The organism is Gemmatimonadaceae bacterium (assembly GCA_035633115.1).
Lineage (GTDB): Bacteria > Gemmatimonadota > Gemmatimonadetes > Gemmatimonadales > Gemmatimonadaceae > UBA4720.
This window is the reverse complement of the sequence record DASQFN010000021.1, coordinates 1-22,395: the sequence shown is the minus strand read 5'-3', so window position 1 is coordinate 22,395 and position 22,395 is coordinate 1. Positions and strand designations below refer to the sequence as shown.

Annotated in this window: 22 protein-coding genes; 17 read left to right on the top strand and 5 right to left on the bottom strand. The window is 61.6% G+C overall.

The window, feature by feature from the left end; translation table 11 throughout:
- The first annotated feature begins 6 nt into the window (after positions 1–6).
- From VES88_02485 to VES88_02440, 10 genes are all read left to right on the top strand, one after another.
- Positions 7–456, top strand: a complete 450-nt coding sequence (locus tag VES88_02485) for a hypothetical protein (GenBank protein HYN80340.1) — start codon at positions 7–9, stop codon at positions 454–456.
- Between the two features lie 25 nt (positions 457–481).
- Positions 482–1,183, top strand: a complete 702-nt coding sequence (nth, locus tag VES88_02480; GenBank protein HYN80339.1) for an endonuclease III — start codon at positions 482–484, stop codon at positions 1,181–1,183.
- 43 nt (positions 1,184–1,226) lie between these two features.
- Positions 1,227–1,709 (top strand): peptidylprolyl isomerase, encoded by a 483-nt coding sequence (locus tag VES88_02475; protein HYN80338.1) that lies wholly within the window; start codon positions 1,227–1,229, stop codon positions 1,707–1,709.
- Positions 1,710–1,712: 3 nt separating this feature from the next.
- Positions 1,713–2,033, top strand: coding sequence for a hypothetical protein (locus VES88_02470; protein HYN80337.1), 321 nt, complete (start codon positions 1,713–1,715; stop codon positions 2,031–2,033).
- 104 nt (positions 2,034–2,137) lie between these two features.
- Entirely contained in the window at positions 2,138–2,674 is a 537-nt protein-coding gene (locus VES88_02465) for an RNA polymerase sigma factor (GenBank protein HYN80336.1), read from the top strand.
- 4 nt (positions 2,675–2,678) lie between these two features.
- Positions 2,679–3,119: a hypothetical protein gene (locus VES88_02460; protein HYN80335.1), complete on the top strand. Its 441-nt coding sequence runs from the start codon at positions 2,679–2,681 to the stop codon at positions 3,117–3,119.
- A 12-nt stretch (positions 3,120–3,131) separates the two neighbouring features.
- The gene (locus VES88_02455) at positions 3,132–3,557 is read left to right on the top strand and encodes a hypothetical protein (GenBank protein HYN80334.1); all 426 of its coding nucleotides are present in this window, start codon (positions 3,132–3,134) and stop codon (positions 3,555–3,557) included.
- Positions 3,558–3,559: 2 nt separating this feature from the next.
- The gene (locus VES88_02450) at positions 3,560–4,873 is read left to right on the top strand and encodes a TolC family protein (GenBank protein HYN80333.1); all 1,314 of its coding nucleotides are present in this window, start codon (positions 3,560–3,562) and stop codon (positions 4,871–4,873) included.
- Between the two features lie 9 nt (positions 4,874–4,882).
- Positions 4,883–6,658, top strand: coding sequence for an efflux RND transporter periplasmic adaptor subunit (locus VES88_02445; protein ID HYN80332.1), 1,776 nt, complete (start codon positions 4,883–4,885; stop codon positions 6,656–6,658).
- Position 6,659: 1 nt separating this feature from the next.
- The gene (locus tag VES88_02440) at positions 6,660–7,991 is read left to right on the top strand and encodes an ABC transporter permease (protein ID HYN80331.1); all 1,332 of its coding nucleotides are present in this window, start codon (positions 6,660–6,662) and stop codon (positions 7,989–7,991) included.
- 123 nt (positions 7,992–8,114) lie between these two features.
- On the opposite strand, the gene VES88_02435 is transcribed toward VES88_02440, so the two are convergent.
- Positions 8,115–8,483 carry a CsbD family protein gene (locus tag VES88_02435; GenBank protein ID HYN80330.1) on the bottom strand — a complete coding sequence of 123 codons (369 nt, stop codon included), beginning with the start codon at positions 8,481–8,483 and terminating at the stop codon, positions 8,115–8,117.
- 14 nt (positions 8,484–8,497) lie between these two features.
- Here VES88_02435 and VES88_02430 point away from each other — a divergent pair, with 14 nt between their 5' ends.
- A complete protein-coding gene (locus tag VES88_02430; protein HYN80329.1) occupies positions 8,498–10,393 on the top strand; it encodes a potassium transporter Kup in 1,896 nt (631 codons plus the stop codon).
- A gap of 81 nt (positions 10,394–10,474) precedes the next feature.
- On the opposite strand, the gene VES88_02425 is transcribed toward VES88_02430, so the two are convergent.
- Positions 10,475–10,873 (bottom strand): S4 domain-containing protein, encoded by a 399-nt coding sequence (locus VES88_02425; GenBank protein ID HYN80328.1) that lies wholly within the window; start codon positions 10,871–10,873, stop codon positions 10,475–10,477.
- Between the two features lie 197 nt (positions 10,874–11,070).
- Between VES88_02425 and VES88_02420 the strand changes: the two genes are divergently transcribed.
- Entirely contained in the window at positions 11,071–11,880 is an 810-nt protein-coding gene (locus VES88_02420) for a hypothetical protein (GenBank protein ID HYN80327.1), read from the top strand.
- Between the two features lie 243 nt (positions 11,881–12,123).
- Here the strand turns inward: VES88_02420 and VES88_02415 are convergent, their stop codons facing one another.
- Positions 12,124–13,008: a PDZ domain-containing protein gene (locus tag VES88_02415; GenBank protein HYN80326.1), complete on the bottom strand. Its 885-nt coding sequence runs from the start codon at positions 13,006–13,008 to the stop codon at positions 12,124–12,126.
- A gap of 98 nt (positions 13,009–13,106) precedes the next feature.
- On the opposite strand from VES88_02415, the gene VES88_02410 reads away from it, so the two are divergent.
- Positions 13,107–14,258 (top strand): VIT1/CCC1 transporter family protein, encoded by a 1,152-nt coding sequence (locus VES88_02410; protein ID HYN80325.1) that lies wholly within the window; start codon positions 13,107–13,109, stop codon positions 14,256–14,258.
- A gap of 54 nt (positions 14,259–14,312) precedes the next feature.
- On the opposite strand, the gene leuS is transcribed toward VES88_02410, so the two are convergent.
- Complete coding sequence (leuS, locus tag VES88_02405) at positions 14,313–16,778, bottom strand: leucine--tRNA ligase (protein ID HYN80324.1); 2,466 nt, start codon at positions 16,776–16,778, stop codon at positions 14,313–14,315.
- Positions 16,779–16,834: 56 nt separating this feature from the next.
- On the opposite strand from leuS, the gene VES88_02400 reads away from it, so the two are divergent.
- A complete protein-coding gene (locus VES88_02400) occupies positions 16,835–18,286 on the top strand; it encodes a methyl-accepting chemotaxis protein (GenBank protein HYN80323.1) in 1,452 nt (483 codons plus the stop codon).
- Here VES88_02400 and VES88_02395 read toward each other — a convergent pair.
- Positions 18,234–18,698: an isoaspartyl peptidase/L-asparaginase gene (locus VES88_02395; protein ID HYN80322.1), complete on the bottom strand. Its 465-nt coding sequence runs from the start codon at positions 18,696–18,698 to the stop codon at positions 18,234–18,236. The two genes, VES88_02400 and VES88_02395, sit on opposite strands and share 53 nt — an antisense overlap.
- A 69-nt stretch (positions 18,699–18,767) precedes the next feature.
- Between VES88_02395 and VES88_02390 the strand changes: the two genes are divergently transcribed.
- From VES88_02390 to VES88_02380, 3 genes are all read left to right on the top strand, one after another.
- A complete protein-coding gene (locus VES88_02390; GenBank protein ID HYN80321.1) occupies positions 18,768–20,252 on the top strand; it encodes an aspartate ammonia-lyase in 1,485 nt (494 codons plus the stop codon).
- Positions 20,253–20,349: 97 nt separating this feature from the next.
- Entirely contained in the window at positions 20,350–21,669 is a 1,320-nt protein-coding gene (coxB, locus tag VES88_02385) for a cytochrome c oxidase subunit II (protein HYN80320.1), read from the top strand.
- A gap of 12 nt (positions 21,670–21,681) precedes the next feature.
- The coding region (locus tag VES88_02380; protein ID HYN80319.1) for a cbb3-type cytochrome c oxidase subunit I at positions 21,682–22,395 on the top strand (714 nt) is incomplete at its 3' end.

Below are 22,395 nucleotides of genomic sequence, written 5' to 3'. Positions count from 1 at the left end.
GTAGAGATGTCCGATTACGGAATCGTCCAGCAGCACCTGTCGACAATCGAGATGGATGGCAAGCCATTCGACGTCTCCGTCCGCATCGCTTACGACGGCATCGAGTACATCGGCCGTTTGTTTTTCAGCGATCCCGCGACCGGCCACGGCATTCCCGACCATGGAGCGATTCCAGGCAGAACGGTCGACGAAGCGATTCAGTTCGCGCGGCGCCTGACGCTCGAGGATTTCACGCGGCGGTACCATCGAGCGCGGGCCGACAAGCGTCGCTACACGTCGCTTCGCAAGGCGACCGACGAGATGCTCATGAAGATCAAGTACATGAATCGCGTCTCGATCAACATGCGCAAGGGGCTCCTCGACGCGGAGGGTGCGCGCCAGGAGATCGAGCTGATCCAGCGGCAATTACATGAGATGATCGATCGGATGCCCGGGCAGGCTGGGATCGAAGAGTAGACTGCAGTGAGCATCAGCACCGAGGATGACCCCAGCGGAGAAACCTCAGAAAACTGCCGCGCGGAAGACCCCGCCGAGAAAGCAGAAAAAGGGCGCGATGCTCGCCGCGCACGCGCTCGAGATTCTCGAGCGGCTCAAACGTGAATATCCCGACGCTCACTGTGAGCTCGATTTCGAGACGCCGCTTCAGCTCCTCATCGCGACGATTCTGAGCGCGCAGTGCACGGACAAGCGGGTCAACATGGTGACCCCGGAGCTGTTCCGCGTATTCCCACGCGCGCACGATCTTGCCGCAGCCGATGCGCAACGGCTCGAGGAGATGATTCGCAGCACGGGGTTCTTCCGCAACAAGACGAAGAGCCTGCTCGGAATGTCGGCGGCTGTCGTCGAGATCCACGGCGGCGACGTTCCCCACACGATGGCCGAGCTGGTTCGTCTGCCCGGCGTCGGCCGCAAGACAGCTAACGTCGTCCTCGGCAACGCGTTTGGCGTGAATGAAGGGATCGTCGTGGATACGCACGTCGGCCGTCTGGTCGTTCGGCTCGGCATTACCAACGAGACCGATCCGGTCAAGGTCGAGCAGATATTGATGAAGTTGATCCCGCGCGATGATTGGACGCTGATATCGCATCTATTCATCTTCCACGGCCGCAGAGTGTGCATCGCGCGTCTGCCGAGGTGCGGTGAGTGCGTGCTCAACGACATCTGCCCGTCGGCCCGGGTCTGATGTATCATTCACCGACTTTCCCCTCTGACGCACAGCACAGACGATGACACGACAGGCAACGATCGAGACGAATCGCGGGACGATGAAGGCCGAGCTGTACGACAATGCCGCGCCAAATACGGTTGGCAACTTCGCCAAGCTTGCGAACGACGGCTATTACGACGGTGTGAAATTCCATCGGGTCATCCCCGAGTTCGTCGTGCAGGGCGGCGACCCGCTGTCACGCGATCTCCCTGAGGGCGACCGGCGAATTGGAACGGGCGGACCGGGCTACAAGATCGATTGTGAGACAGCCGGGAACCCGTACAAGCACGAGCTGGGGTCGCTCTCCATGGCACACGCGGGGAAGAACACCGGCGGCAGCCAGTTCTTCATCGTTCTCGACGAAAAGAACACACGGCATTTGAACGGCGTTCACACGGTGTTCGGCAAAGTCACCGAAGGCCTGCACGTCGTGAAGACAATCCGCCAGAACGATGCAATGACCAAGGTCAGGGTGTCCGACTCCGCGGGCGTGAAGGAGTAGGAAATGGCCCAGGGAAAGAGCACGGATCTGGGCGCGGCGCTTCGAGGGCTGATCATGTCGAGCGCCGTCATATTCCTGCTGATGCTGACGATCGTATGGCTCACGAACCGGCATTTCGAGGGGAAAAAGGCGGCGGGAGGCGATCATGGGCCGCCGGCCGCGGCCCCGGCCGCAACTGCTCCCGCTGCAACGGCCCAGCCCGGGACGGCCCCGGCTGGGGCGCCTGCGACCACCGGAGCCCACCCGATTCCGGTCTCCCCGCAAGCCGCCGCCGGGAAGCCCGGCCCGGCGCCTCCGCCCGCGCCACCTCCGCCGGCGCCTTAAGGCCCGCGGGAAGCCCCGCCTTGCCAACGTGGCGCCTTTCTGGCTCGTACTTCCTGTAGGAATACGCAGACGGGGCAGATTGAAGCCAACAACCAACGGGGCCGATGCGTACTCCTGATGAGGAACGCGCGCTGGTTCGAGCGGCAAAATCCGGCGATCAGAACGCGTTTTCGGGGCTGGTTCGACTCCATCAGAGACGTGCCTACCTCGTTGCCCGGGCGATTGTCACCGTGCACGAAGACGCCGAGGACGCGCTTCAGGACGGATTTGTCCGTGCCTTCCAGGCGCTCGATAGATTCGACCCTGCGCAGAGCTTCGGAGCGTGGCTCAACAAGATCGTCGCCAACGCAGCACTCGATCTCACGCGACGGCGAAAGGTTCGAAACACGGAGGAGCTGACCGACGCTCTTCGATCGCCCTTCCGCGATCCGGCAGAAAGTGCCGAGCTTAGTGAGCGGCTGACAGCTGCGCTGGCGACGCTGCCGGAGCGGCCAAGGTCGGTGATCGTGTTGCACGATGTAGAGGGATACACGCACGTCGAGATCGGGGAGATGCTCGGAATTCCGGGCGGAACCGCGAGATCTGATCTGCACCACGCGAGGCAGAAGCTTCGCGAGCTACTGAAAGACTTGAGAGGTTAACGATATGGCTGACGAACTGAAGTTTCCGGATCCATCCGAACGGCGAGGCGAGCGCGACAAAGACGCGCTCGATGACCGGACAGCGCGCGCGATTCGCGACGCGTACCGCCCCTTCGTTGCGCCGGGTGAAGCGGAGAACGCCTACTGGAGCACGCTGGAGCGTCGGATAATGGCGCGAGTGGCGAACGCCGGCCTGGCGCACAGCGATCAAGGCTGGGTTTCGGTGCTTGGCGGCTGGGCGCAGGTGGGACTTGTCGCGGCGGCCGCGATTTTCGCAGTCGCCGGCGTCGTCAGCGATCGCTTCGGCGAGGCCGACGAGCAGGTCGCGTACGAATCCGTGGTACACACTTCGCCTGAGGTGTATTCCACGCCTGCGCAGATCATCCTCGCATCCGACAAGTCTGGCCAGCGTGATGCAGCACTACAGTACGTCCTCTCCTACTGACGGGAGCCGGTGATGCAGCGCTCTAAGTGGTACGCACTCGTATTTCTGCTTGGCGCCTTCATTGCGGGCGCAGCAATCGGCTTCGCCGCCGAGCGGGCGATGGGGCACGGGAAGCCGGGCAGGCACGGTTCGCGCTCGCCTCTCGATCGCATGTCGCGGGATCTGAACCTTACGCCGCCGCAGCGCGCCGCGTTCGATACGATCCTCGAGAACCGTGAAAAACAGATGCGTGAGCTTTGGGCGCCTATCAAGCCGCAGATGGATTCGCTGATGAAGATCGGCAAAGTCATAGGCGACAGCACGCACCAGCAGCTCAAGCGGGTGCTTACGCCGGAGCAGCAGGTGAAGTTCGACAGTATCCGTGCGGACTCGCGAAAACGCGGTGACTCGGCACGCAAACGATGGGACAAGGACTACCCGGGAAAAAGGAAACCCTAGCAGTGAAAAGCATCAGAAGCGCGCTCTCAGCACTCGTTTTTTCCCCGGTGATATCCGCGGCGCAGGCAACGCTGGATACCACCGCGACACCGATATCGCTGGCGGAAGCGATTCGCCTCGCGCAGCAGAACGCACCTGCGACGGTGCAGGCGCGCGGCTCGATTCAGACTTCCGAGTTCAGCGTCAAGCAGGCGTACAGCGCGTTCCTGCCATCGATCAATCTCTCGGCGGGAACGTCGCGTCAGAAGGGCGACCGGTTCGACACACAGGGGAACCTGGTTCCGTTCACCGGCAATCCGGCGAGCTACTCCACCGGAATGAACGCGAGCCTTCAGCTGTTCGACGGCGGGCGGCGTCTATTCGACATCAGAAAGGCGAAGGCCGACGTGCACGCCGCAGAAGCGACAGAGGTGACCCAGCGTTATCAGATCGCGCTGCAGGTGAAGCAGCAGTACTACAACATTCTTGCGGCCCGCGAATCGGAGAGCGCTGCGCAGGCGCAGATCGACCAGGCAGGGCAGCAGCTTCGCGCGGCAGGTCTCCGGCTTCGTGCCGGCGCGGCAACAACGTCTGATTCGCTTCGATCGATGATTCAGCTCGGCAACGCGCGGCTGGCAATGCTCACTGCGCGCAACAATCTGAGCCTGGCCAATGCGACGCTAACGCGACTCGTCGCATCTCCGCGCACGGTGACGGCGACTCCCTCGGACACGCTCGACCAGCGAGTGGTCATTCCGCGTCTCGCGTCGCTCGAGCCTCTCGTGCAGCGAGCGCCGGCAATCGAGCAGGCCGAAGCCGAGCTCCAATCGGCAAAAGCCGCGACCCGCTCTGCCAAGACAGCGTATCTGCCGACGGTGAACATGAATTTCTCGCGGGGCGGAAGCGGGCTCGACCCGGCCTTTGGACTTGGCGACAAACGATATGCGTACAACCAGAGTCTCAATTTCAGTCTGTCATTTCCGCTGTTCAACAACCTGAACCGTGAAGTGTCGCTCTTGCGCGCATCAGTTGCGGAGGACAACGCGGAGGTCACGCTGCGCGACGCAAAGCTCGGTGCCCGGCAGACGCTCGTTCAGGCGCTTGGACAGATGACGACGGCACAACAGCAGGTGGATATACAGGCGGCTTCGGTATCAGCAGCGGTCGAGGATCTGCGTGTTCAGCAGAGACGGTACGAGCTCGGCGCGAGCACACTGCTCGAAGTCCTTACATCGCAGACGCAGCTCGATCAGGCGCGGACAGCGCTGATCAGGGCGCGCTACGACTATCGCGTGGCGAAGGCGCAGCTCGAAGCGCTCATCGGACGTGACCTCTAGGAGATGCAATTGAAACGCACTGCACTATTGGCGCTGGCGGGAATGACAGCTCTCGCCTGCTCGAAAAACAAGGACGACAAGCTCACCATTCCGCTGGAGCCGGTGACGCGTCAGACAATTGTCGTGCAGGCCGAGGCTACCGGGGTTGTCGAGCCGATAAACATCATCGAAGTGAAAGCGAAATCGTCGGGCCAGATCGTCGCCATGCCGGTGGAAACCGGCTCGTTCGTGAAACCAGGCGATCTCATCGTTCAGCTCGATACTCGCGACACGCGGAATTCATACGCGCAGGCGCGGGCCGATCTCGACGCCGCGAACGTCAACCTGCGGGTGGCAAGGCAGGCGCGCGATCGGTCGGAGTCGCTCTACAAGGAGCGAATCATCACGGCTGTCGAGCGCGAGGCAGCGCAGGTGCAATACGCCAACGCGCAGTCGACAGTCCTGCGAAATCGGGCGGCGCTCGATCTGAGAGCGCAAAGTCTCGAGGAAGCGACAGTTCGCGCTCCCGTTGCCGGAACCGTGATCGAGAAACCGGTTGCGCTGGGACAGGTGATCGCATCGGGGACGAGCGGGCTGAGCGGCGGAACGACGATCATCAAGATGGCGGACCTGACGAAAGTTCGCGTGCGCGCGCTCGTGAACGAGACCGACATCGGCAAGATCCGGCCAGGTCTCGTGGCGCAGGTTATCGTCGATGCTTTCCCCGATCGCCCGTTCATGGGTACAGTGGAGAAGATCGAGCCTCAGGCGACGATTCAGCAGTCGGTGACGATGTTCCCCGTGCTGATCAGCATCGACAATCAGGCGCGTCTGCTTATGCCGGGAATGAACGGCGAGGTGTCCATTGAAGTAGAGCGGCGCGAGAATGTGCTGGCCGTGTCGAACGATGCGGTGCGCAATCCGAATGAAGTTGCGGTCGTTGCCCCGATGCTCGGCCTCGACGCCGACTCCGTGCGCGAGGTGCTCCGCAACCAGGGCGGACGCGGCGGTCAGCGCGTCGGCAGCACTCAGGGATTGAACGGACCGGCCACCGGCACGAATGGAGAAAATTCGGGTCGCGCCGAGCTGACGAGCACTGCAGCGGCGCAGCAGGGGGGCGGCCAGCGTGGAGGCTTCAATCTTCCCGAAGTAACGGATAAGCAGTGCGAGGCCGTGACTGCGACAATCGCGAAGCATCCCGATGTTCCGGGGAAGATCGCAGCGTTGCGCACGCGAATGCAGGCCGGCGAGCTCGACCGCCAGGCGATGCAGGCTGAGACGCAGAAGATCTATTCCACAATCGGAGTCGCCCCCGGGATCGCTCGCGCGTGCACGTTCCGTCAGCGCGGTGCGGGGGGTGCTCGTGCGGGTGGCGCAGGGGCTGGCGGTTCCACCGGAACGACTGGCAGTAGCGCCGGCGCTCAGCCGGGCGCGGTCGGGTCAGCCGGGGGAGCTGCAGGCCAGGGTGGATTCGGCCGCGGACAGGGCGGAGGCCGTCGCGGGCTCGTCTTCGTTTCCAAGGACGGGAAGTACTCTCCACGAATGGTCCGCCTCGGCGTCGGCAATTTCGATTACTCGGAAGTCCTGAGCGGAGTCCAGGAGGGTGAGCAGGTCGCGATCCTCAACGTCGCGGTGCTTCAGGCCAGGCAGCAGGAGAACATGAACCAGGTCCGTGGCCGGGCGGGCGTGCCGGGAATGCAGCGTCAGCAGCCCACGACAGGTGGCGCTGGTGGGCCCGGTGGCGCAGGGGGCGGTGCTGGTGGCAGAGGCGGCGCGGGTGGTCAGCGCGGAGGAGGTGGCGGCTGATATGACTCTTCCAGCCCAAAATATCGAGACGCACGCAGCGCCGCACGCTCACGGCGCTGCAGCTGTTCGCGAAGCGCTTCCCGGAATCAAGAGAAAGGGCGCGAACGATTTAATGCTCATGAAGGAGATCGTCATCGTCGCTCTCAGCGCGCTCCGGGCGAACAAGATGCGCTCGTTCCTGACGATGCTCGGCATCGTGATCGGCGTCGCCGCGGTGATCGCGATGGTCGCCATTGGCAAGGGCGCGCAGCAATCCATCAGCGAGCGGATCGCAGCTCTTGGCACCACGCTTCTGACTGTGCGGCCCGGACAGGCCCGCGGCTTTGGCGTGCAAACCGACGATGCCTCCAAGCTCACGATCAGGGACGCCGAAGCACTCGAGAAGCGCGGGGAGAATTTCGCGATGGTGGGTCCCGAGATGAACAAGAGGCTGATGTTCCAGTACGGGAGCACCAATGCGCTGACGCAGGTCACCGGCGGCACGGCCAAGTATCTCGAGATCAGAAACAGCAAGCTGGCGGTCGGACGCATGTTCGGCGACGCCGAAGTCGCGGGTATTCGGCGCGTGGCGGTGGTAGGCTCAGCCGTGATCGACAACCTCGGGTTGCAGACGCCCGATGCACTGCTCAACGAAAACGTGAGAATTGGTGGATTGCAGTTCGAGGTGATCGGCGTCCTCCAGACGAAGGGCCAGGCCGGCGGCTTCGGGCAGAACCCCGATGATTTCGTTCTGATTCCGATATCTACGGCGCAATTCCGCGTGATGGGAACAGATCGACTGAGCAACATCGGCGTACTTGCGATAAGCGAAGACAAGATTCCGATCGCGCAGGCGGAGATTCAATCGATCCTGCGCCGCGAACATCGGCTCGGTCCCGACAAGCGCGACGATTTTGACATCCGCAACCAGGCGGAATTCCTGAACACGTTTGCGGAGACGACGAAGACGTTCACGTTCCTGCTGGCGGGAATTGCGGCGGTGAGCCTTCTCGTGGGTGGAATCGGGATCATGAACATCATGCTCGTATCGGTCACCGAGCGGACGCGCGAGATCGGAGTGCGAAAGGCGCTTGGCGCGACAAAGGGCGCGATACTGCTTCAGTTTCTGATCGAAGCGATTGTTCTGTGCCTGCTCGGCGGAATTTTGGGAGTTTTTGTGGGAAGCGGCGGGGCGGCAATGCTGAACAAGCTCGGGGGTTTCAACACGACTGTCGATCCTGGCGCGGTGCTCCTGGCGTTCCTGTTCTCGGCGGGAGTGGGCATTCTGTTCGGGGTGTGGCCGGCCCGGCGGGCTGCCTCGCTCGATCCGATTATTGCGCTGAGGTACGAGTAGGCGGGGACTGCACTGCGGACTGCGGTAATACAATGCGGACTGCGGACTGAACTGCGGAGTGCGGAAAAACAACGGGCCCCCGTGCAAATGCGCGGGGGCCCGTTTCATTTATCAGTTTCCCGCTCAGGTGTCGGGGTCGAGCTTCTTCTCCGCCTTGCCGAAATTCTTCTGGATCTTGCCTTCGAGCTGTTCCTTTCTTCCCTTGATGTGCTCGCTGGTATTGTCCGTCGCATCGCCGAGATCGCCACGAAGGTCGCCCTTCATTTCCTTCGCCTTTCCCTTGATCTCGTTCTCTAGGCCACGGGATTTCAGGTCTTTGTCCATTATATCCCCCTCTACTTCAGGAATGAATCGGCCGCGATTTGCGGCGGGTACAGGATAAGCAAGCGGCATGCCGGTCAACCGGTCTGGTTTTGCCTGCCAAAGGCACGTTAATTGACTGTCGCCTTCGGGTTCTCTGCGCCCGGGGTGGACCGCGGTAACTCCGTCCAAGAGGCCTCCTAACAATTCTTAGCCACCCCGAAGCTGCTCCAGAGGGACGGCGACTCGCGAAGCTGACGCTGCTCGCCCTCGGCGTCGTCTATGGCGACATTGGCACCAGCCCGCTGTACGCGTTTCGCGAATGCTTCAAGCTGGAGCACGGGCTGGCCCCGGATGCCGCCAACGTCTACGGCGTGCTCTCGCTGATCGTCTGGTCGCTGATCATCGTGGTCAGCATCAAGTACATCGTTTTCATCCTCCGCGCGGACAACCGCGGCGAGGGCGGAGAGCTGGCGCTGCTCGCGCTCATTCTGCAGCAGCAGCGGAGGGACGGTGATCATCGGCGGCGCCTGATCATCACCGCATTGGGCCTCACCGGCGCGTCGCTTCTGTACGGCGATGGCCTGATAACGCCGGCGATGTCCGTCCTCGGTGCGACCGAGGGACTGGCGGTGATCACGCCGCGCTTCAACGTCTTCATAGTTCCGGCGACGGTCGGGATCCTGTTCGCGCTGTTTCTGGTTCAGAAAAAGGGGACTGCCAAAGTCGGGCGCGTCTTCGGCCCGCTCATGGTTGTCTGGTTCGTTACCATCGCGATTCTCGGAGCGGTACAGATCGTCCGCGAGCCGCATATTCTCGCCGCGCTGAATCCACTTCACGGCGTTCAGTTCTTCCTGCGACACGGGGTGGGCGGATTCGTCATACTCGGCGCCGTGGTGCTCGCCATCACGGGGACGGAAGCGCTCTACGCCGACATGGGCCACTTCGGACGGCGGCCGATTCGCGTCGCGTGGTTCTCGCTCGTATTTCCCTCGCTGCTGCTGAACTATTTCGGGCAGGGAGCGCTGTTGCTGCAGGATCCCACCGCGGCCGCAAATCCGTTCTATCTTCTCGCTCCCCGAGTGCTGCTCTACCCGATGATCGCGCTCGCCACAGCCGCGGCCGTCATTGCATCGCAGGCACTCATCTCCGGTGCATTCTCCATCACGCAGCAGTGCATTCAGCTGGGTTACTGCCCCCGCATGTCGATCGTGCACACGTCCCACACTGAACACGGACAGATCTATATCCCGTTCGTGAATCGGGTGTTGATGGTGGGATGCCTGTTGATCGTTGTCGGCTTCCGATCGACTACGGCACTGGGAGCGGCGTATGGAATCGCCGTCACCGGATCGATGGCGATCACGACTGTTCTTTTTGCGACGCTCGCCCGTACGCGCTGGGGCTGGAGCTGGGTGCAGGTTCTCGGCCTCGCCGTCGCGTTCCTGATCATCGACCTCTCGTTCTTCGGAGCGAACGCGATCAAGATCGCTGCAGGCGGATGGGTGCCTCTCGTTATCGGCGTGATCATCTTCACGCTGATGACCACCTGGAACCGCGGCAGGAAGATCGTGCAGGGGCTTCTCGCCAAGGGCTCGCTGCCGATTGACCTCTTCCTGAGCGACGTTGCAAAGAGAAAACCTTACCGGGCACCCGGTACGGCAGTGTTCATGTCGTCGAATCCGGAAGGGGCTCCGCTCGTTCTGCTTCATCATCTGCGGCACAACAAGGTGCTGCACCAGCACGTCATCCTCCTGTCCATTCTTTCGGCGAACGTTCCGGAGGTCCCGAACGACGAGCGGCTCACGACTGCCGAGCTGGGGGAAGGCTTCTCGCGCGTGATGGCTCGCTATGGATTCATGGAAAAAGTGAATGTCCCGGAGGTGCTCGCGCTTGCTCGCGAGGCGGGCGTCGAATCCGACCCGCGCGACACGACCTATTACCTCGGCAGGGAGCGTCTTTTCCCTTCGGGAAAGTCCCGGCTCGCAAGGTGGCGCAAGAAGCTTTACATCTTCATGTCGCAGAACTCAGGCACTGTGACGGAGTATTTCTCCATTCCGCCTAACCGTGTTGTGGAGCTGGGGGCGCAGTTCGAAATGTAGAAACGGATTCAGCGGATCGAACGGATCGGATACAGGAGTCAGGGCCCGCCAGAGAGAAGACAGGTTCAGGTAGAGATGGTTTCAGCGCCGGCGCAACCGCTCGATGTCGCGCCGATCTTTTTTTGTGGGCCGCCCGCTCTCGTATCCGGTGCTGGCCCGCATCGCCCGCACGTGCGCCGCCGTCGTCTCGCGGGCCTTTTTCGATTCAGGGTCTTCTTCATACAATTGCGCGGCGATCGTAGCCGAGCCTCGCTTCTCGGAAACTCCTTTGACCGCGATCAGGTGCTCGTACGGCCCCATGCGGATTCGGATTCTGTCACCGGGCTGCACGAGCTTCGAGCGCTTGGAGCGCTCGCCGTTCACCTCGATCTTGCCGGTCTCGATGGCATCGACGGCAAGCGCGCGGGTTTTGTAAAACCGCGCCGCCCACAGCCATTTGTCGAGTCTTACCTTCGTCGTTTCATCTGGAATAGGTGTCATGTCGGGAGGAAGCGACCACGAAGTACACGAAGAACACGAAGAACTGCAACTTGGTCATTTCTGCCTTGTGGCTGTAGTTAGGCGACACTAATTTAGGCGCTATGGACAAACAAAAACCGAAGGTTAATGCTACCAAAACTTCAGAGGAGCCAAGCCTAAGAAGTTCTATTTTCCCGGTAGCCAAGCTACGAAATCTGGTGCTGCTCCTGACTTTCGCACCAGCGTTGCTCGCTGCGCAGAGCTCGCCGGCCCCTGAGGCCCCTGCGATCCAGGACAACAGCTTCCTTATCGAGGAAGCATACAACCAGGAACAGGGGATCGTTCAGCACATAAGCATCTTCCGCTCCTACCGCGGCAGCTCCGATTTCGACGCCGCCTTTACGCAGGAGTGGCCGCTCGGCGGAATCACCCACCAGCTCAGCTACGACGTGCCGGTGGTTCGCTTTGCGCAGGAAACGGGGATTGGCGATGTTCGCGTGAATTATCGGTACCAGTGGATCGGAAGCGGCCTCACGCTACTGGCCGTATCGCCGCGAGTATCCGTCGCGTTTCCGACTGGCGACTGGAAGCAGGGGCGGGGGGCGGGCGCACCGGGCATCGAGGGAATGCTGCCTCTGAGTCACGTGATCTCGCCACTTCTGACGCAACACGTAAACGCCGGTGCCGCGTTCTCACCATCCGCCCGTAACATCGCGGGAGAAAGAGCGAATGTATTCGGATTCACTCTCGGGCACAGCTTCATCGTTACGGCGAATCCGAACTTCCAGATGATGGTGGAGACGGTCTACAATCGTGCGCAGGAAGTCATCGGCGAGAGCGACACCGAATGGAGCGATGATTTCGTGATCTCACCGGGCTTTCGCTCGGCGCTCAATTTCGACTCGGGCCTGCAGATCGTTCCTGGTGTCGCGATTCCGATCGGCGTCGGCCCGAGCAGCGGCAGTCGCGGGGTGTTCGTGTATTTGAGCTTCGAGCACGCCTTCTTGAGGAGCGGAGCTCAGCGCTAGCTCGCGGATTCTCAGGCATCTGAGAACGAAGGTTCAAACAGATTCGGCGGATTATCCGGATTCTATCGTCCCGGCCTAAACCTGGCGTCCACACCCGAGCCGTTCCCTTTTTGTTTTACAGCAAACGGGAAAATTCTGAGTGGCGCTTCGCCTAGTGAGCGCCGGTACGAATCGATCCGAACTTATTCGGATAATCCGCCGAATCCTTTTGAACCTTCGTCACGGATGCCTGAGATCGACTTCTCAGATGCGAATGATGCGACGTGGCCCAACTCCCGGCGGCGCGAGCATCCTGAGGCGCTCTCCCTGCTCGATGTTCATCCGCGGGAGATGGTCGAGGTCCAGGCGGCGCATACGGGGCAAATCCCGCACACGCATGCGGGGCGCTGAAGGCACTGGCGCGAGATGCACCATCGGAGGTGTAGCCGGAATTGCCTCGATGGGAGCCATTGGCGGCATCGGCGGCATGTCGATCATTTCCGGCATGTCCAGCATTTCGGGGAAGCCGTCCCTATAGATGTAAGTGCCACCCGGAAAGCCACCGAGGTTAAACGCTCTCGCTCTCGTCAGGTCGGACGCGCGGCCGGCCGTCACCTGAACGTCGCGTACTCTGCCGCCGGACCATACGCGGAGGCTCACTCGCGCGCCCGGTGCGAGCTTGCCGACTTCGCGCTGCAGTCGCCGCGTGGCCAGCCCGCTTGCGTAACTGTCCTCGGCATCGGCGGACGAAACGCGGAGGTCGACACCGTTGATGGAGACAATCCGGTCGCCCTCGATGATGCCGGCGTTCTCAGCCGGCCCCTTTGGAGTAACGGATGACACGAACACACCTATAGTATCGCGCCGAGTTCCCGTGCTGCTGATCTGCAGCCCGACTGCTGCGCGTTTCATGAGCGCAGAATCAAGGCGCCCGCGGAGGTAACCCGGCCGCCCGCGACCGAGCTCACCCTCGAGCATTTTCCGACATTCGATGCGCCCCGCGTCGGTCGAGATGCAACGCTCGCCTTCGGGCGTCGAGATGCGCGCTTTCGGTGCGGGAGCCGGAGCAGGACTCGGCTTTTGTGCCATTGCGAATTCAGTGCTGAGCGCCAGGGCGGCGGCGCACGCAATCAGTGAACGACTCTTCATGTATTTCTCCAGATGTCCGGTTTCTGATCGGTATGACAGCCGCGGCCGGATAAGGGTTGCCATGGTGCCCAAAGTTGCCGATCCGGCGATATTTGGAAATGGCTACAACGCTCCAGGCACCGTCGGACGAAAGGTCCGAGCCCGATATCCATGCCTTCGAGCACCATTGGCAGGACGAAGCCGACGCGGCTTACCTCTATCGCATACTGGCTGCGGCAGAGCCGGATCAGCACAAGAAAGACATCTATTCACGCCTCGCGAAAGTCGAGGATCGCCACGTAATCGTCTGGGGCGATCTGATGACCAGTCATGGTCATCCCCCAAAGAAGTTCGAGCCGAGCGGACGCGCGAAGCTTCTCGCGCGAATCGGAAAGGTGTTCGGGCCGGGCTTCCTTCTCCCAATGCTGCTTCAGGAGGAAGGACGCGAGGTGAAAGCGTATCTCGACATGCACCGCGCGACGCCGCTTGGTGCGCCCGGTGGTGGCGAAGCTCTCACGCTGGCGAGGGAATCGGCAGAGCATGCCACCACTCTCGCGGGGATTGCCGGAAAGAGTGGCGAGCCATGGCATCGCACGGAATCGGGCGGGTTCCTCCGGAACGTCGTGTACGGCTTCAACGACGGACTCACCGCGAATTTCGGCCTGGTCGCCGGAGTGATCGGCGCCACAGCCACGACCGACCAGCACGCTGCGATAGTCGTCGCGGGAGTCGCCGGCGCGATAGCGGATGCGTTGTCGATGGGATCGAGCGGATTCCTCGCAGCGAAAAGCGAGCGCGAGGTATACGACTACGAGATTGCGATGGAGAAGGACGAGATCGCGCTCATGCCGGAGATCGAGCGCGATGAGCTCGCGCTGATCTATGAAGCGAAAGGGATGGACCGCGATCTGGCGAACACTCTCGCGACGCAGATCATGGCTGATCCCGCACGCATGCTCCAGGAGCAGGTGCAGGAAGAGCTGAAGATCGGGGAGCAGACGATCTCGCCGGTTCGCGAGGGATGGGTGACTGGTCTGGCGACCGCGTTCGGTGCGGTAATCCCTGTCTTTCCGTTCTTTTTCACGAGCGGAAGGCTGGCGATTCTGATTTCGTTCAGCGTCTCGATGCTTTCGCACTTTCTCGTCGGGGCCGCCCGATCCGTGTTTACCGGCCGGAGCGTTTTCCGGTCCGGTCTCGACATGTTCGTGGTCGGTCTTGGCGTCGCGATTGTAGGCTACTACGTCGGTGATCTTGTAGGGGGACTCTTCTGAACGTCGCCTCGTGCGTCGCATACTGGCAGGGTTGGCCAAGCTGAGACCGCCCGGCTATCCGACGAGATTTAGCAATCGACCCGGTACGAAGATGATTTTTCTCGGCTCAGGCCCGCTCAGGAACTTCGCGATTGATTCCTCGGCGAGCGCGGCGGCGACCGCTTCCTCCTGCCCGATATCGCGCGCCACGTTCACCTTCCCACGCGTTTTGCCGTTGACCTGAATCACGAGATCCAATCGCTCGTCAGCGACGAGCGCGGGGTCGAATGCCGGCCATCCCGCGTCGAAGACGCTTTCGGTATGGCCAAGCCCTTCCCACAGCTCTTCGGCGATGTGGGGAGCAAATGGCGCAACGAGCTGGACGATCGGCTCGACTTCCTCACGTGTTAGCGTGCGCTCGCCGCGACGGAGGACGTTCATGTATTCCATCATCGCCGCAATCGCGGTATTGTAGCTCAGGCGCGGAATGTCGTCGCCCACTTTCTTTATCGTCTGATGCAGTTTGCGCATAACCTCGGCCGAATCCGCCGCCGGCGCGAGCCCGCCGTCCCGATCGACGGCCGTGAGAACAGACGCCCACAGGCGGTCGAGGAAGCGCTTCACTCCCGAGATGCTTGCATCGCGGAAATCGCCGCCTTCCTCGAAGGGTCCCAGGAACATGAGATATCCGCGGAAGGCGTCAGCTCCCCAGGTCGCGATGTACTCGTCGGGAATCACGACGTTGCCCCTGCTCTTCGACATCTTCGCGCCGTTCCGGATTATCAGACCGTGGGCGCGGAACTTCTCGTAGGGCTCCTCGAAATCGAGGTAAGCCATGTCGTGAAGCACCATCGTCACGAAGCGCGAGTAGAGCAGGTGCAGGACTGCGTGCTCATTTCCTCCGATGTAGGTATCAACCGGCAGCCACTTCTTGGTTAGATTGTTATCGAACGGCACGTCGTCATTCCCGACGCTCGGATAACGGAGGAAGTACCAGGCGCTGTCGAGGAACGTGTCCGATACGTCGGTCTCCCGCCGGCCCTGCGCTCCGCACTGCGGACAGGGCACGTGATACCACTCCTCATGGCGCGCCAGGGGCGACACCCCCGAGTCATCAGGCTTGAAATCCTCGATGTGTGGGAGCACTACCGGCAGATCCTTCTCGGGCACCGGGACCGGTCCACAGACATCACAGTAGATGATGGGGATGGGCGGCCCCCAGTACCGCTGGCGCGATATGCACCAGTCGTGCAGCCGATAGTTCACAACCGGTTTCGCCGCGCCTTTTCCCGCGAGCATCTCGACGATCGCACGCTTCCCTTCCTCGACGCTCAGCCCGCTGAACGGACCTGAATTCACCAGCGTTGCACCTTCCGCCCCCTTGAACGCAGAAGAAAAATCCGCGTTCGGGTCGTCTCCCTCCGCGCAGACGACACGAACGATGGGGAGCCCGAACAGCATCGCGAACTCGAAGTCGCGGTCGTCGTGGCCGGGCACGGCCATGATCGCGCCAGTCCCGTACTCCATCAGCACGTAATCCGCGATCCAGACGGGAATCTTCTGTCCCGTTCCCGGATTGATCGCGTACGAGCCGGTGAAGACGCCGGTTTTCTCAGTGCTCGTCTTTCTCGTGACGAGATCCTGTTTTGAGGTCCGCTCCAGGTAGCCTTCGACATCCGCGCGGTGATCGGGCGTCGTCAGCTTCTCTACCAGCGAATGCTCCGGTGCAAGCACCATGTACGTCGCCCCGAACACCGTATCGGGGCGTGTCGTGAAGACGCGAATCTCCTCGGCTCCGTCCGTCGTTGTAACTGGAAACACGATCTCCGCCCCCTCTGACCGACCTATCCAGTTCCGCTGCGCGGTTTTCGTGCTCTCCGACCAATCCAGATGATCGAGATTCGCTAGAAGCCTCGGCGCGTATTCGCTGATCTTGAAGAACCACTGCGAGAGCAGTCGCTGCTCCACAGGCGTGTCGCATCGCTCGCACCTGCCGCCGATGACCTGCTCGTTCGCCAGAACCGTCTTGCAGCTCGGACACCAGTTCACGGCCGCCTGCTTCTTGTAGGCCAGGCCCCTCTTCAGCAGCTGCAGGAAAACCCACTGCGTCCACTTGTAGTACGCGGGGTCTGTTGTGGCCAGCGAATGCGACCAGTCGATCATCAGCCCGGCGCGTTTAACCTGCCTCTCGAAGTTGGCGATGTTCTGCGGGATGAGCGTGCTCGGGTGCTTGCCGACGCTCAGGGCGTAATTCTCGGAATGGATACCGAACGCGTCGTACCCGAACGGCTCGAAGACGTTGTGTCCCTGGAGCCTCTGGAATCGTCCATATATGTCGTTGCCAACGAAGGCGAAAAGGTTGCCCACATGGAGCCCTTCCGCCGACGGGTATGGGAACATCATGAGGGCGTAATACGGGTCGACTGCGCCGCGGATGTCCGTGGCGTTAGTGCCGCGATCACGCCATCGCTGCTGCCATTTCCCCTCGATTTCCTGGGGATCGTACTCTTCGGGGCGCTCGCCGTTGACGCGGTGGTCCATCGGTACAAAGTAGCCTGACCGTAAAGCAGTTTCACCTTCGAGACCGGCTTCGCCAGATGCATCCTCAGTTTCCGCAGACAGAGGCGCACCACCGCCCGACTCCAACGTGGGACGGAATTCCACCCGTCGAGGTCAAGCCGGGGGGCTTCTTCTCGCCCATGCTCGGCATGCTCCAGAGCCGGGCGGCAGTGGTGATGGTGCTGTCACTTGCTGTCTTTCACATCGGCATCGCATGGTTCGTCTACCGGCTCTTCCAGGTGCTTTCTCCGGAAGTGAGGCGGGCGTTCCTGGCCTCGAGCGAGGTGCAGACCACGCTGATGTTCGGCGCAGTGTGGGTGCTGGGGCTGCTGCTCCTCGCGTGGCTGTTTGTCCTGCGCCTCATCGAGCAGCAGGTCACCAGGCCGGTCGCCGAGCTCGCGCGCTTATCGGAAGCGGTTGCCAGCGGCGAGCTGTCGGTTCCGTTCACGCCGTCGCACGTCAACAGCGAAGTCGGGCGGCTGAGCCGTGCAACTTCGGGAATGATCGTCGCACTCCGCAGGCTCGCGGGCACGATGCGATCATCTGCGCGGGACACGACAACGCTGTCTGCTCAGATCACGGCTGCATCAGAGAGCGTAGCCGAGGCAGCACAGCAGACTGCGGCAACGTCGAGCTCCCTGAGCAAGGAATCGAGCCACATGGCGCGCACGATCAAGGAGATTGCGGAAGATGCGGCGAAGCTCGAGGAGATCTCTATCCTGCTTCGCGGAAGGGCGCAGGAGAATCTCCGTCGAGAGCGTCGGCTGCGGACACTGGCGCAGGAGAATCGCGCCCGCCTCGACGACAGCTCGCGCGCGCTGGAGCTTCTCACTACCGATGCACGAGCCAGTGCCGAGTCGATCGAAGCGCTGGCCATCGCCGTGGACGAGATTCGCGCATTTCTCACACTCGTGCAGAAGATCTCCCGTCAGTCGAAGCTTCTCGCGCTGAATGCTGCGATGGAAGCCGCGCGGGCGGGCGAGCAGGGAGAAGGATTTGGAATCGTTGCGGATGAAGTGCGACGCCTGGCCGCCGATTCGGCCGAAGCGGCGCAGCGCACTGATCTTCTCGCCCGGGCGATGATGGAGCGTGTCAGCCGCTCACGCGAGTCTGCCGCCCGAACACTCGGCACTCTCCAGACCGTGAACGATGCGACCAGTCACGGGCGCCAGTCGTTCATGCAGGTGGAGCAGGGCGTGATCGACGCGGAAAAATGGAGCTCCTCGATCGAGACGGCTGTCGAGGAATCGAACCATCTCGTGGTGGACATGACGCAGCGGCTCGATAATCTGGCCCTCGGAACCCAGGGGTTTGCGAGAGCGATGCATCAGGTCGCAACCGCCAGCGAGGAGCAAAGCGACAGCATCGACAAGATTGCGGGCGCGGCGAGCTCGCTTTCGTCAGCCGCGCGACGGGTCGCTCAGCTCGTCGGAACGTTCAAGCTGGGCGACACACCGCCGCGGGGGATACCGGCCGTTCAGAGCTCCTGAACATGTATGGTGACTCGACCAGACGCGCGCCGGCCGCGTCGGCAACGGCGAACTGGAACCCCGAGTATGCGGTTGCGCCGCCAAAGCGTCCGTCCTTTGCCAGCGCGTAAAAGCTGAGATCGTATCGCGGGCGCTCGCGGTCATCGAGCAACCGCTTCTCCGTCATGGCAATCACGCGCTCGATTGTCTTTAGGCAGGCTGCCTCCGGCGACATTCCCTGCCGCATCAGCTCGACGATGAGAAACGCTCCGCAGACCTTGATGTTCGCTTCACCGCGCCCCGTCGACCCTGCTGCTCCAACTGTGTTGTCGCAGTACTGACCTGCGCCGATGATTGCAGAGTCGCCAACGTGACCCGGGATTTTCCACGAGCGCCCGCTCGTTGTGACAACCGACGAACGGGAGATTGTCATTGTCGTGCGTCGGAGGTGGGTGGGTCGGCTTCGCATAACGTAATCCGCGAGTGTAGCTTCACGCGAACGATGACAGATCAGCTCCGCAGCGCAGACAACCTGGATTCGCCCGGCAGGTCCGAGCCGGCCCAACATCGCCCCGCTACCCGACGTGAGCGGGACCTGCTCGGCGAGCGCGAGGTGCCGAGCACCGCGCTCTACGGAGTGCAGACGCTGCGCGCGATGGAGAATTTCGCGATCAGCGGAGTGGAGCTGCACGAATTCCCCACGCTCATTGCAGCGACGGCGGCGGTGAAGGAGGCTGCGGCCGAAGCCAACCGCGAGCTGGGTTTGCTCGACAACGAGACTGCCGAAGCAATCATCGGCGCCTGCCGCGAGCTCAGGAACGGACGACACCACGAGCATTTCCGCGTCGACATGATTCAGGGTGGCGCCGGCACCTCGACGAACATGAATGCCAATGAGGTGATCGCGAATCGCGCGTTGGAGCTGCTCGGTCATCCGCGCGGCAGCTACGACATCGTGAGCCCGAACTCGCACGTCAACCTCAGCCAGTCCACGAACGACGTTTACCCGACGGCGGTGAAGCTGGCGATGCACTCGAGCATCGATCAGCTCCGGTCGGCGATGGGCGCGCTTGCCGGAGCATTCCTCGTGAAAGGCGAGGAATTCGCGCCGTATCTCAAGATGGGCCGCACTCAGCTTCAGGACGCGGTTCCAATGACGCTCGGCCAGGAGTTCACGGCGTTCGCGCACACGATCCTCGAGGATGTCGATCGCCTCGGTGAGGCGCAGATGCTGATTCGCGAAATCAACATGGGTGCTACGGCAATCGGCACGGGGATCAACGCACCACCCGGGTATGCCGAAAATGTTCGACAACATCTGTCGAGGATCACCGGAGTCGAGCTCATCACCGCACCCGATCTGGTCGAGGCGACGTCGGACACCGGAGTGTTCGTCCAGCTCTCGGGAGTTCTCAAGCGATGTGCAGTGAAGCTGTCGAAGATCTGCAACGATCTTCGCCTTCTGAGCTCCGGTCCGCGCGCAGGTTTCGGTGAGATCAACCTTCCGCCGATGCAGCCCGGCTCATCCATCATGCCGGGTAAGGTGAACCCGGTGATTCCCGAGGTCGTCAACCAGGTGTGCTTCGACGTCATCGGCGGAGACATCACCGTTACGATGGCAGCCGAAGCCGGGCAGCTTCAGCTGAATGTATTCGAGCCCATAATTGCCTTTCGGCTGTTGCGCGGCATGATCATCCTGACGCGTGCCTGCGACGTTCTGCGCGTGCGGTGCATCACTGGAATCACTGCCAATCCGGAGCGGATGCGCCATTTCGTCGAGTATTCGATTGGCATCGTCACCGCCCTCGTACCGGTGCTCGGATACGAGAAGGCCACGGAAATTGCAAAGGAGGCGCTGGAGAGCGGGCGGGGGGTTTACGATCTCGTTTGTGATCGCGGACTGATGACTCGCGAGGAGCTCGACCGGGTGCTGAATCCGGGCGCAATGACGCATCCGCAGCAGGCCTCCGGCACCCTCCCGATATAGTTGGGCAGGCGTTAGCTTGTAGCTGTTTTTCCACCCTGAGCTCAGCGCGACGCCGAGCTGCGTCGTATGCTCCGACACGAAGGCTAAAGGATCCGGAATGAGAGGGAATTCCCGCCTGCGGCGACTGGCATCGTATGGCACGATGGCCGTGCTTGCGCTGACACTCGCGGCTTGCGAGCAATCGCATCCGAATACGACGTTCACTCCGCATTCGGAATACGGGCGGGCGATCGATTTTCTCTGGGATCGGCTGCTGCTCCTTGGAACAATCGTGTTCGTGCTCGTCGAAGCCGGGCTGATCTACATCATGATCCGGTACCGGAAGCGCGAGACGGACGAGCGGCCACCGCAGACGCACGGAAACGTCGTAGTCGAGATCATCTGGACTCTCATTCCTGCGTTCATTCTGCTGTTCATCGCGGTGCCCACGGTACGGACAATCTTCAAAACGCAGGCGACTGCGGTTGCGGGGGCGCTGGAAATAGAAGTCATAGGACATCAGTGGTGGTGGGAATTCCGCTATCCCGAGTACAACATCACCACTGCCAACGAGATTTATCTGCCGACGGGCCGGACGGTGAGCTTCAAGCTCACGTCGGTGGACGTGATTCACTCGTTCTGGATTCCACAGCTTGGCGGCAAGCGCGACGCCGTCACCAACCGCGTCAATTACATCTGGCTCACTCCTGACTCGACAATGGAGACCTCGGAGTGGAACGGATTCTGTACCGAGTACTGCGGAACGTCGCATGCGAAGATGCGCTTCCGCGTGTACACGGTGAAGCCGGACCAGTTTGCGAGCTGGGTGGCGAGTCAGCGCGCCCCTGCTGTATTTGGCGCCGTTGCGATGGGCCCGCCGCACGTTGGCCCGCCAACTCCGGTCGCCGAAGGAGGGCCGGCTATCAGACCCGGCGCACTCGCTCCAACGCCACCCACTCCGCGCACTGACACCTTAGCGCCGGCTCCCGCGGCTACAGTCACGCAGGCCGGCTACATATTCCCGAGAAATCAGCCCGAGTTCGAGTACGCGAAGCCCAAAACCCCAATTCCCGCGGGGCTGACGTTCACGCGAGGGCTGACTGGAAATGCGCACCGGGGGAAGCAGATTTTTTCATCCACTGCCTGCATTGGATGTCACGCGATTGTCGGGAATCCGGCAGCGATGGGGAACATCGGGCCGAACCTGACGCATTTCGGGTCGCGCAGCACGATCGGTGCGGGAAGCTTTCCCAACACGCCGGCGTATCTCGCGCTCTGGATCAAGAATGCCCGCCTGATGAAGCCGGGAATCCTGATGCCGACGCTCGGCATGAACGAGTACGATCCGGTTCTCAAGACGCGCGTCACCAAGGCGCAGGGCGGACTCGACGATCAGCAGATTGCTGACATCGTCGCTTACCTTTGGGCGTTGAAGTAAGAGGATTATCGGATGGCATCGACTGCAATTCCCACCCAGGCCCCTCCGTACGCTGCCACTCCCTATCAGGAAAAGGGTGGAGTCTGGAGCTGGCTCACCACGGTGGATCACAAGCGGATAGGATTGCTCTACTTCTATACCGCCCTCGCATTCTTCCTCATCGGCGGTCTCGAGGCGGAGCTGCTTCGCATCCAGCTGCAGGGACCCAATCGCGCGTTCGTGTCCGCGGAAACTTACAACCAGCTCTTCACGATGCACGGCACGACGATGATCTTCCTGGCGATCATGCCGCTGTCGGCGGCGTTCTTCAACTTCCTGATCCCGCTTCAGATTGGCGCCCGGGACGTCGCTTTCCCCCGTCTCAACGCTTTCAGCTACTGGGTGTTCCTGTTCGGCGGAATTTTCCTCACGGTGCCGATTCTCTTCCAGGTGGCGCCCGATGGCGGCTGGTTCGGCTACACGCCACTCACGACGAAGGCGTTCTCTGCCGGAATCAACATCGATTTCTGGGTGATCGGTCTGCAGATACTCGGCATCTCGTCGCTCGCCGCCGCCTTCAACTTCATCACCACCATCATCAATCTGCGGGCGCCCGGCATGACGCTGATGCGCATGCCGATGTTCACCTGGATGTCGTTCGTGGTGATGTTCCTGCTCATCCTCGCGTTCCCGGTCATCACGATTGCGCTGGTCTTTCTGCTGTTCGATCGATTCTTCGGGACGAAC

What these genes read in the sequence shown, in the direction of transcription:
- leuS (HYN80324.1), bottom strand. Translation starts at nt 16,778, where the DNA reads ATGGACCACCGCGTCAACGGCGAGCGCCCCGAAGAGTACGATCCCCAG.
- VES88_02410 (HYN80325.1), top strand. Translation starts at nt 13,107, where the DNA reads ATGGCTACAACGCTCCAGGCACCGTCGGACGAAAGGTCCGAGCCCGAT.
- VES88_02460 (HYN80335.1), top strand. Translation starts at nt 2,679, where the DNA reads ATGGCTGACGAACTGAAGTTTCCGGATCCATCCGAACGGCGAGGCGAG.
- VES88_02425 (HYN80328.1), bottom strand. Translation starts at nt 10,873, where the DNA reads ATGACACCTATTCCAGATGAAACGACGAAGGTAAGACTCGACAAATGG.
- coxB (HYN80320.1), top strand. Translation starts at nt 20,350, where the DNA reads ATGAGAGGGAATTCCCGCCTGCGGCGACTGGCATCGTATGGCACGATG.
- VES88_02390 (HYN80321.1), top strand. Translation starts at nt 18,768, where the DNA reads ATGACAGATCAGCTCCGCAGCGCAGACAACCTGGATTCGCCCGGCAGG.
- nth (HYN80339.1), top strand. Translation starts at nt 482, where the DNA reads ATGACCCCAGCGGAGAAACCTCAGAAAACTGCCGCGCGGAAGACCCCG.
- VES88_02455 (HYN80334.1), top strand. Translation starts at nt 3,132, where the DNA reads ATGCAGCGCTCTAAGTGGTACGCACTCGTATTTCTGCTTGGCGCCTTC.
- VES88_02470 (HYN80337.1), top strand. Translation starts at nt 1,713, where the DNA reads ATGGCCCAGGGAAAGAGCACGGATCTGGGCGCGGCGCTTCGAGGGCTG.
- VES88_02395 (HYN80322.1), bottom strand. Translation starts at nt 18,698, where the DNA reads ATGACAATCTCCCGTTCGTCGGTTGTCACAACGAGCGGGCGCTCGTGG.
- VES88_02415 (HYN80326.1), bottom strand. Translation starts at nt 13,008, where the DNA reads ATGAAGAGTCGTTCACTGATTGCGTGCGCCGCCGCCCTGGCGCTCAGC.
- VES88_02400 (HYN80323.1), top strand. Translation starts at nt 16,835, where the DNA reads ATGCATCCTCAGTTTCCGCAGACAGAGGCGCACCACCGCCCGACTCCA.
- VES88_02440 (HYN80331.1), top strand. Translation starts at nt 6,660, where the DNA reads ATGACTCTTCCAGCCCAAAATATCGAGACGCACGCAGCGCCGCACGCT.
- VES88_02465 (HYN80336.1), top strand. Translation starts at nt 2,138, where the DNA reads ATGCGTACTCCTGATGAGGAACGCGCGCTGGTTCGAGCGGCAAAATCC.
- VES88_02475 (HYN80338.1), top strand. Translation starts at nt 1,227, where the DNA reads ATGACACGACAGGCAACGATCGAGACGAATCGCGGGACGATGAAGGCC.
- VES88_02485 (HYN80340.1), top strand. Translation starts at nt 7, where the DNA reads ATGTCCGATTACGGAATCGTCCAGCAGCACCTGTCGACAATCGAGATG.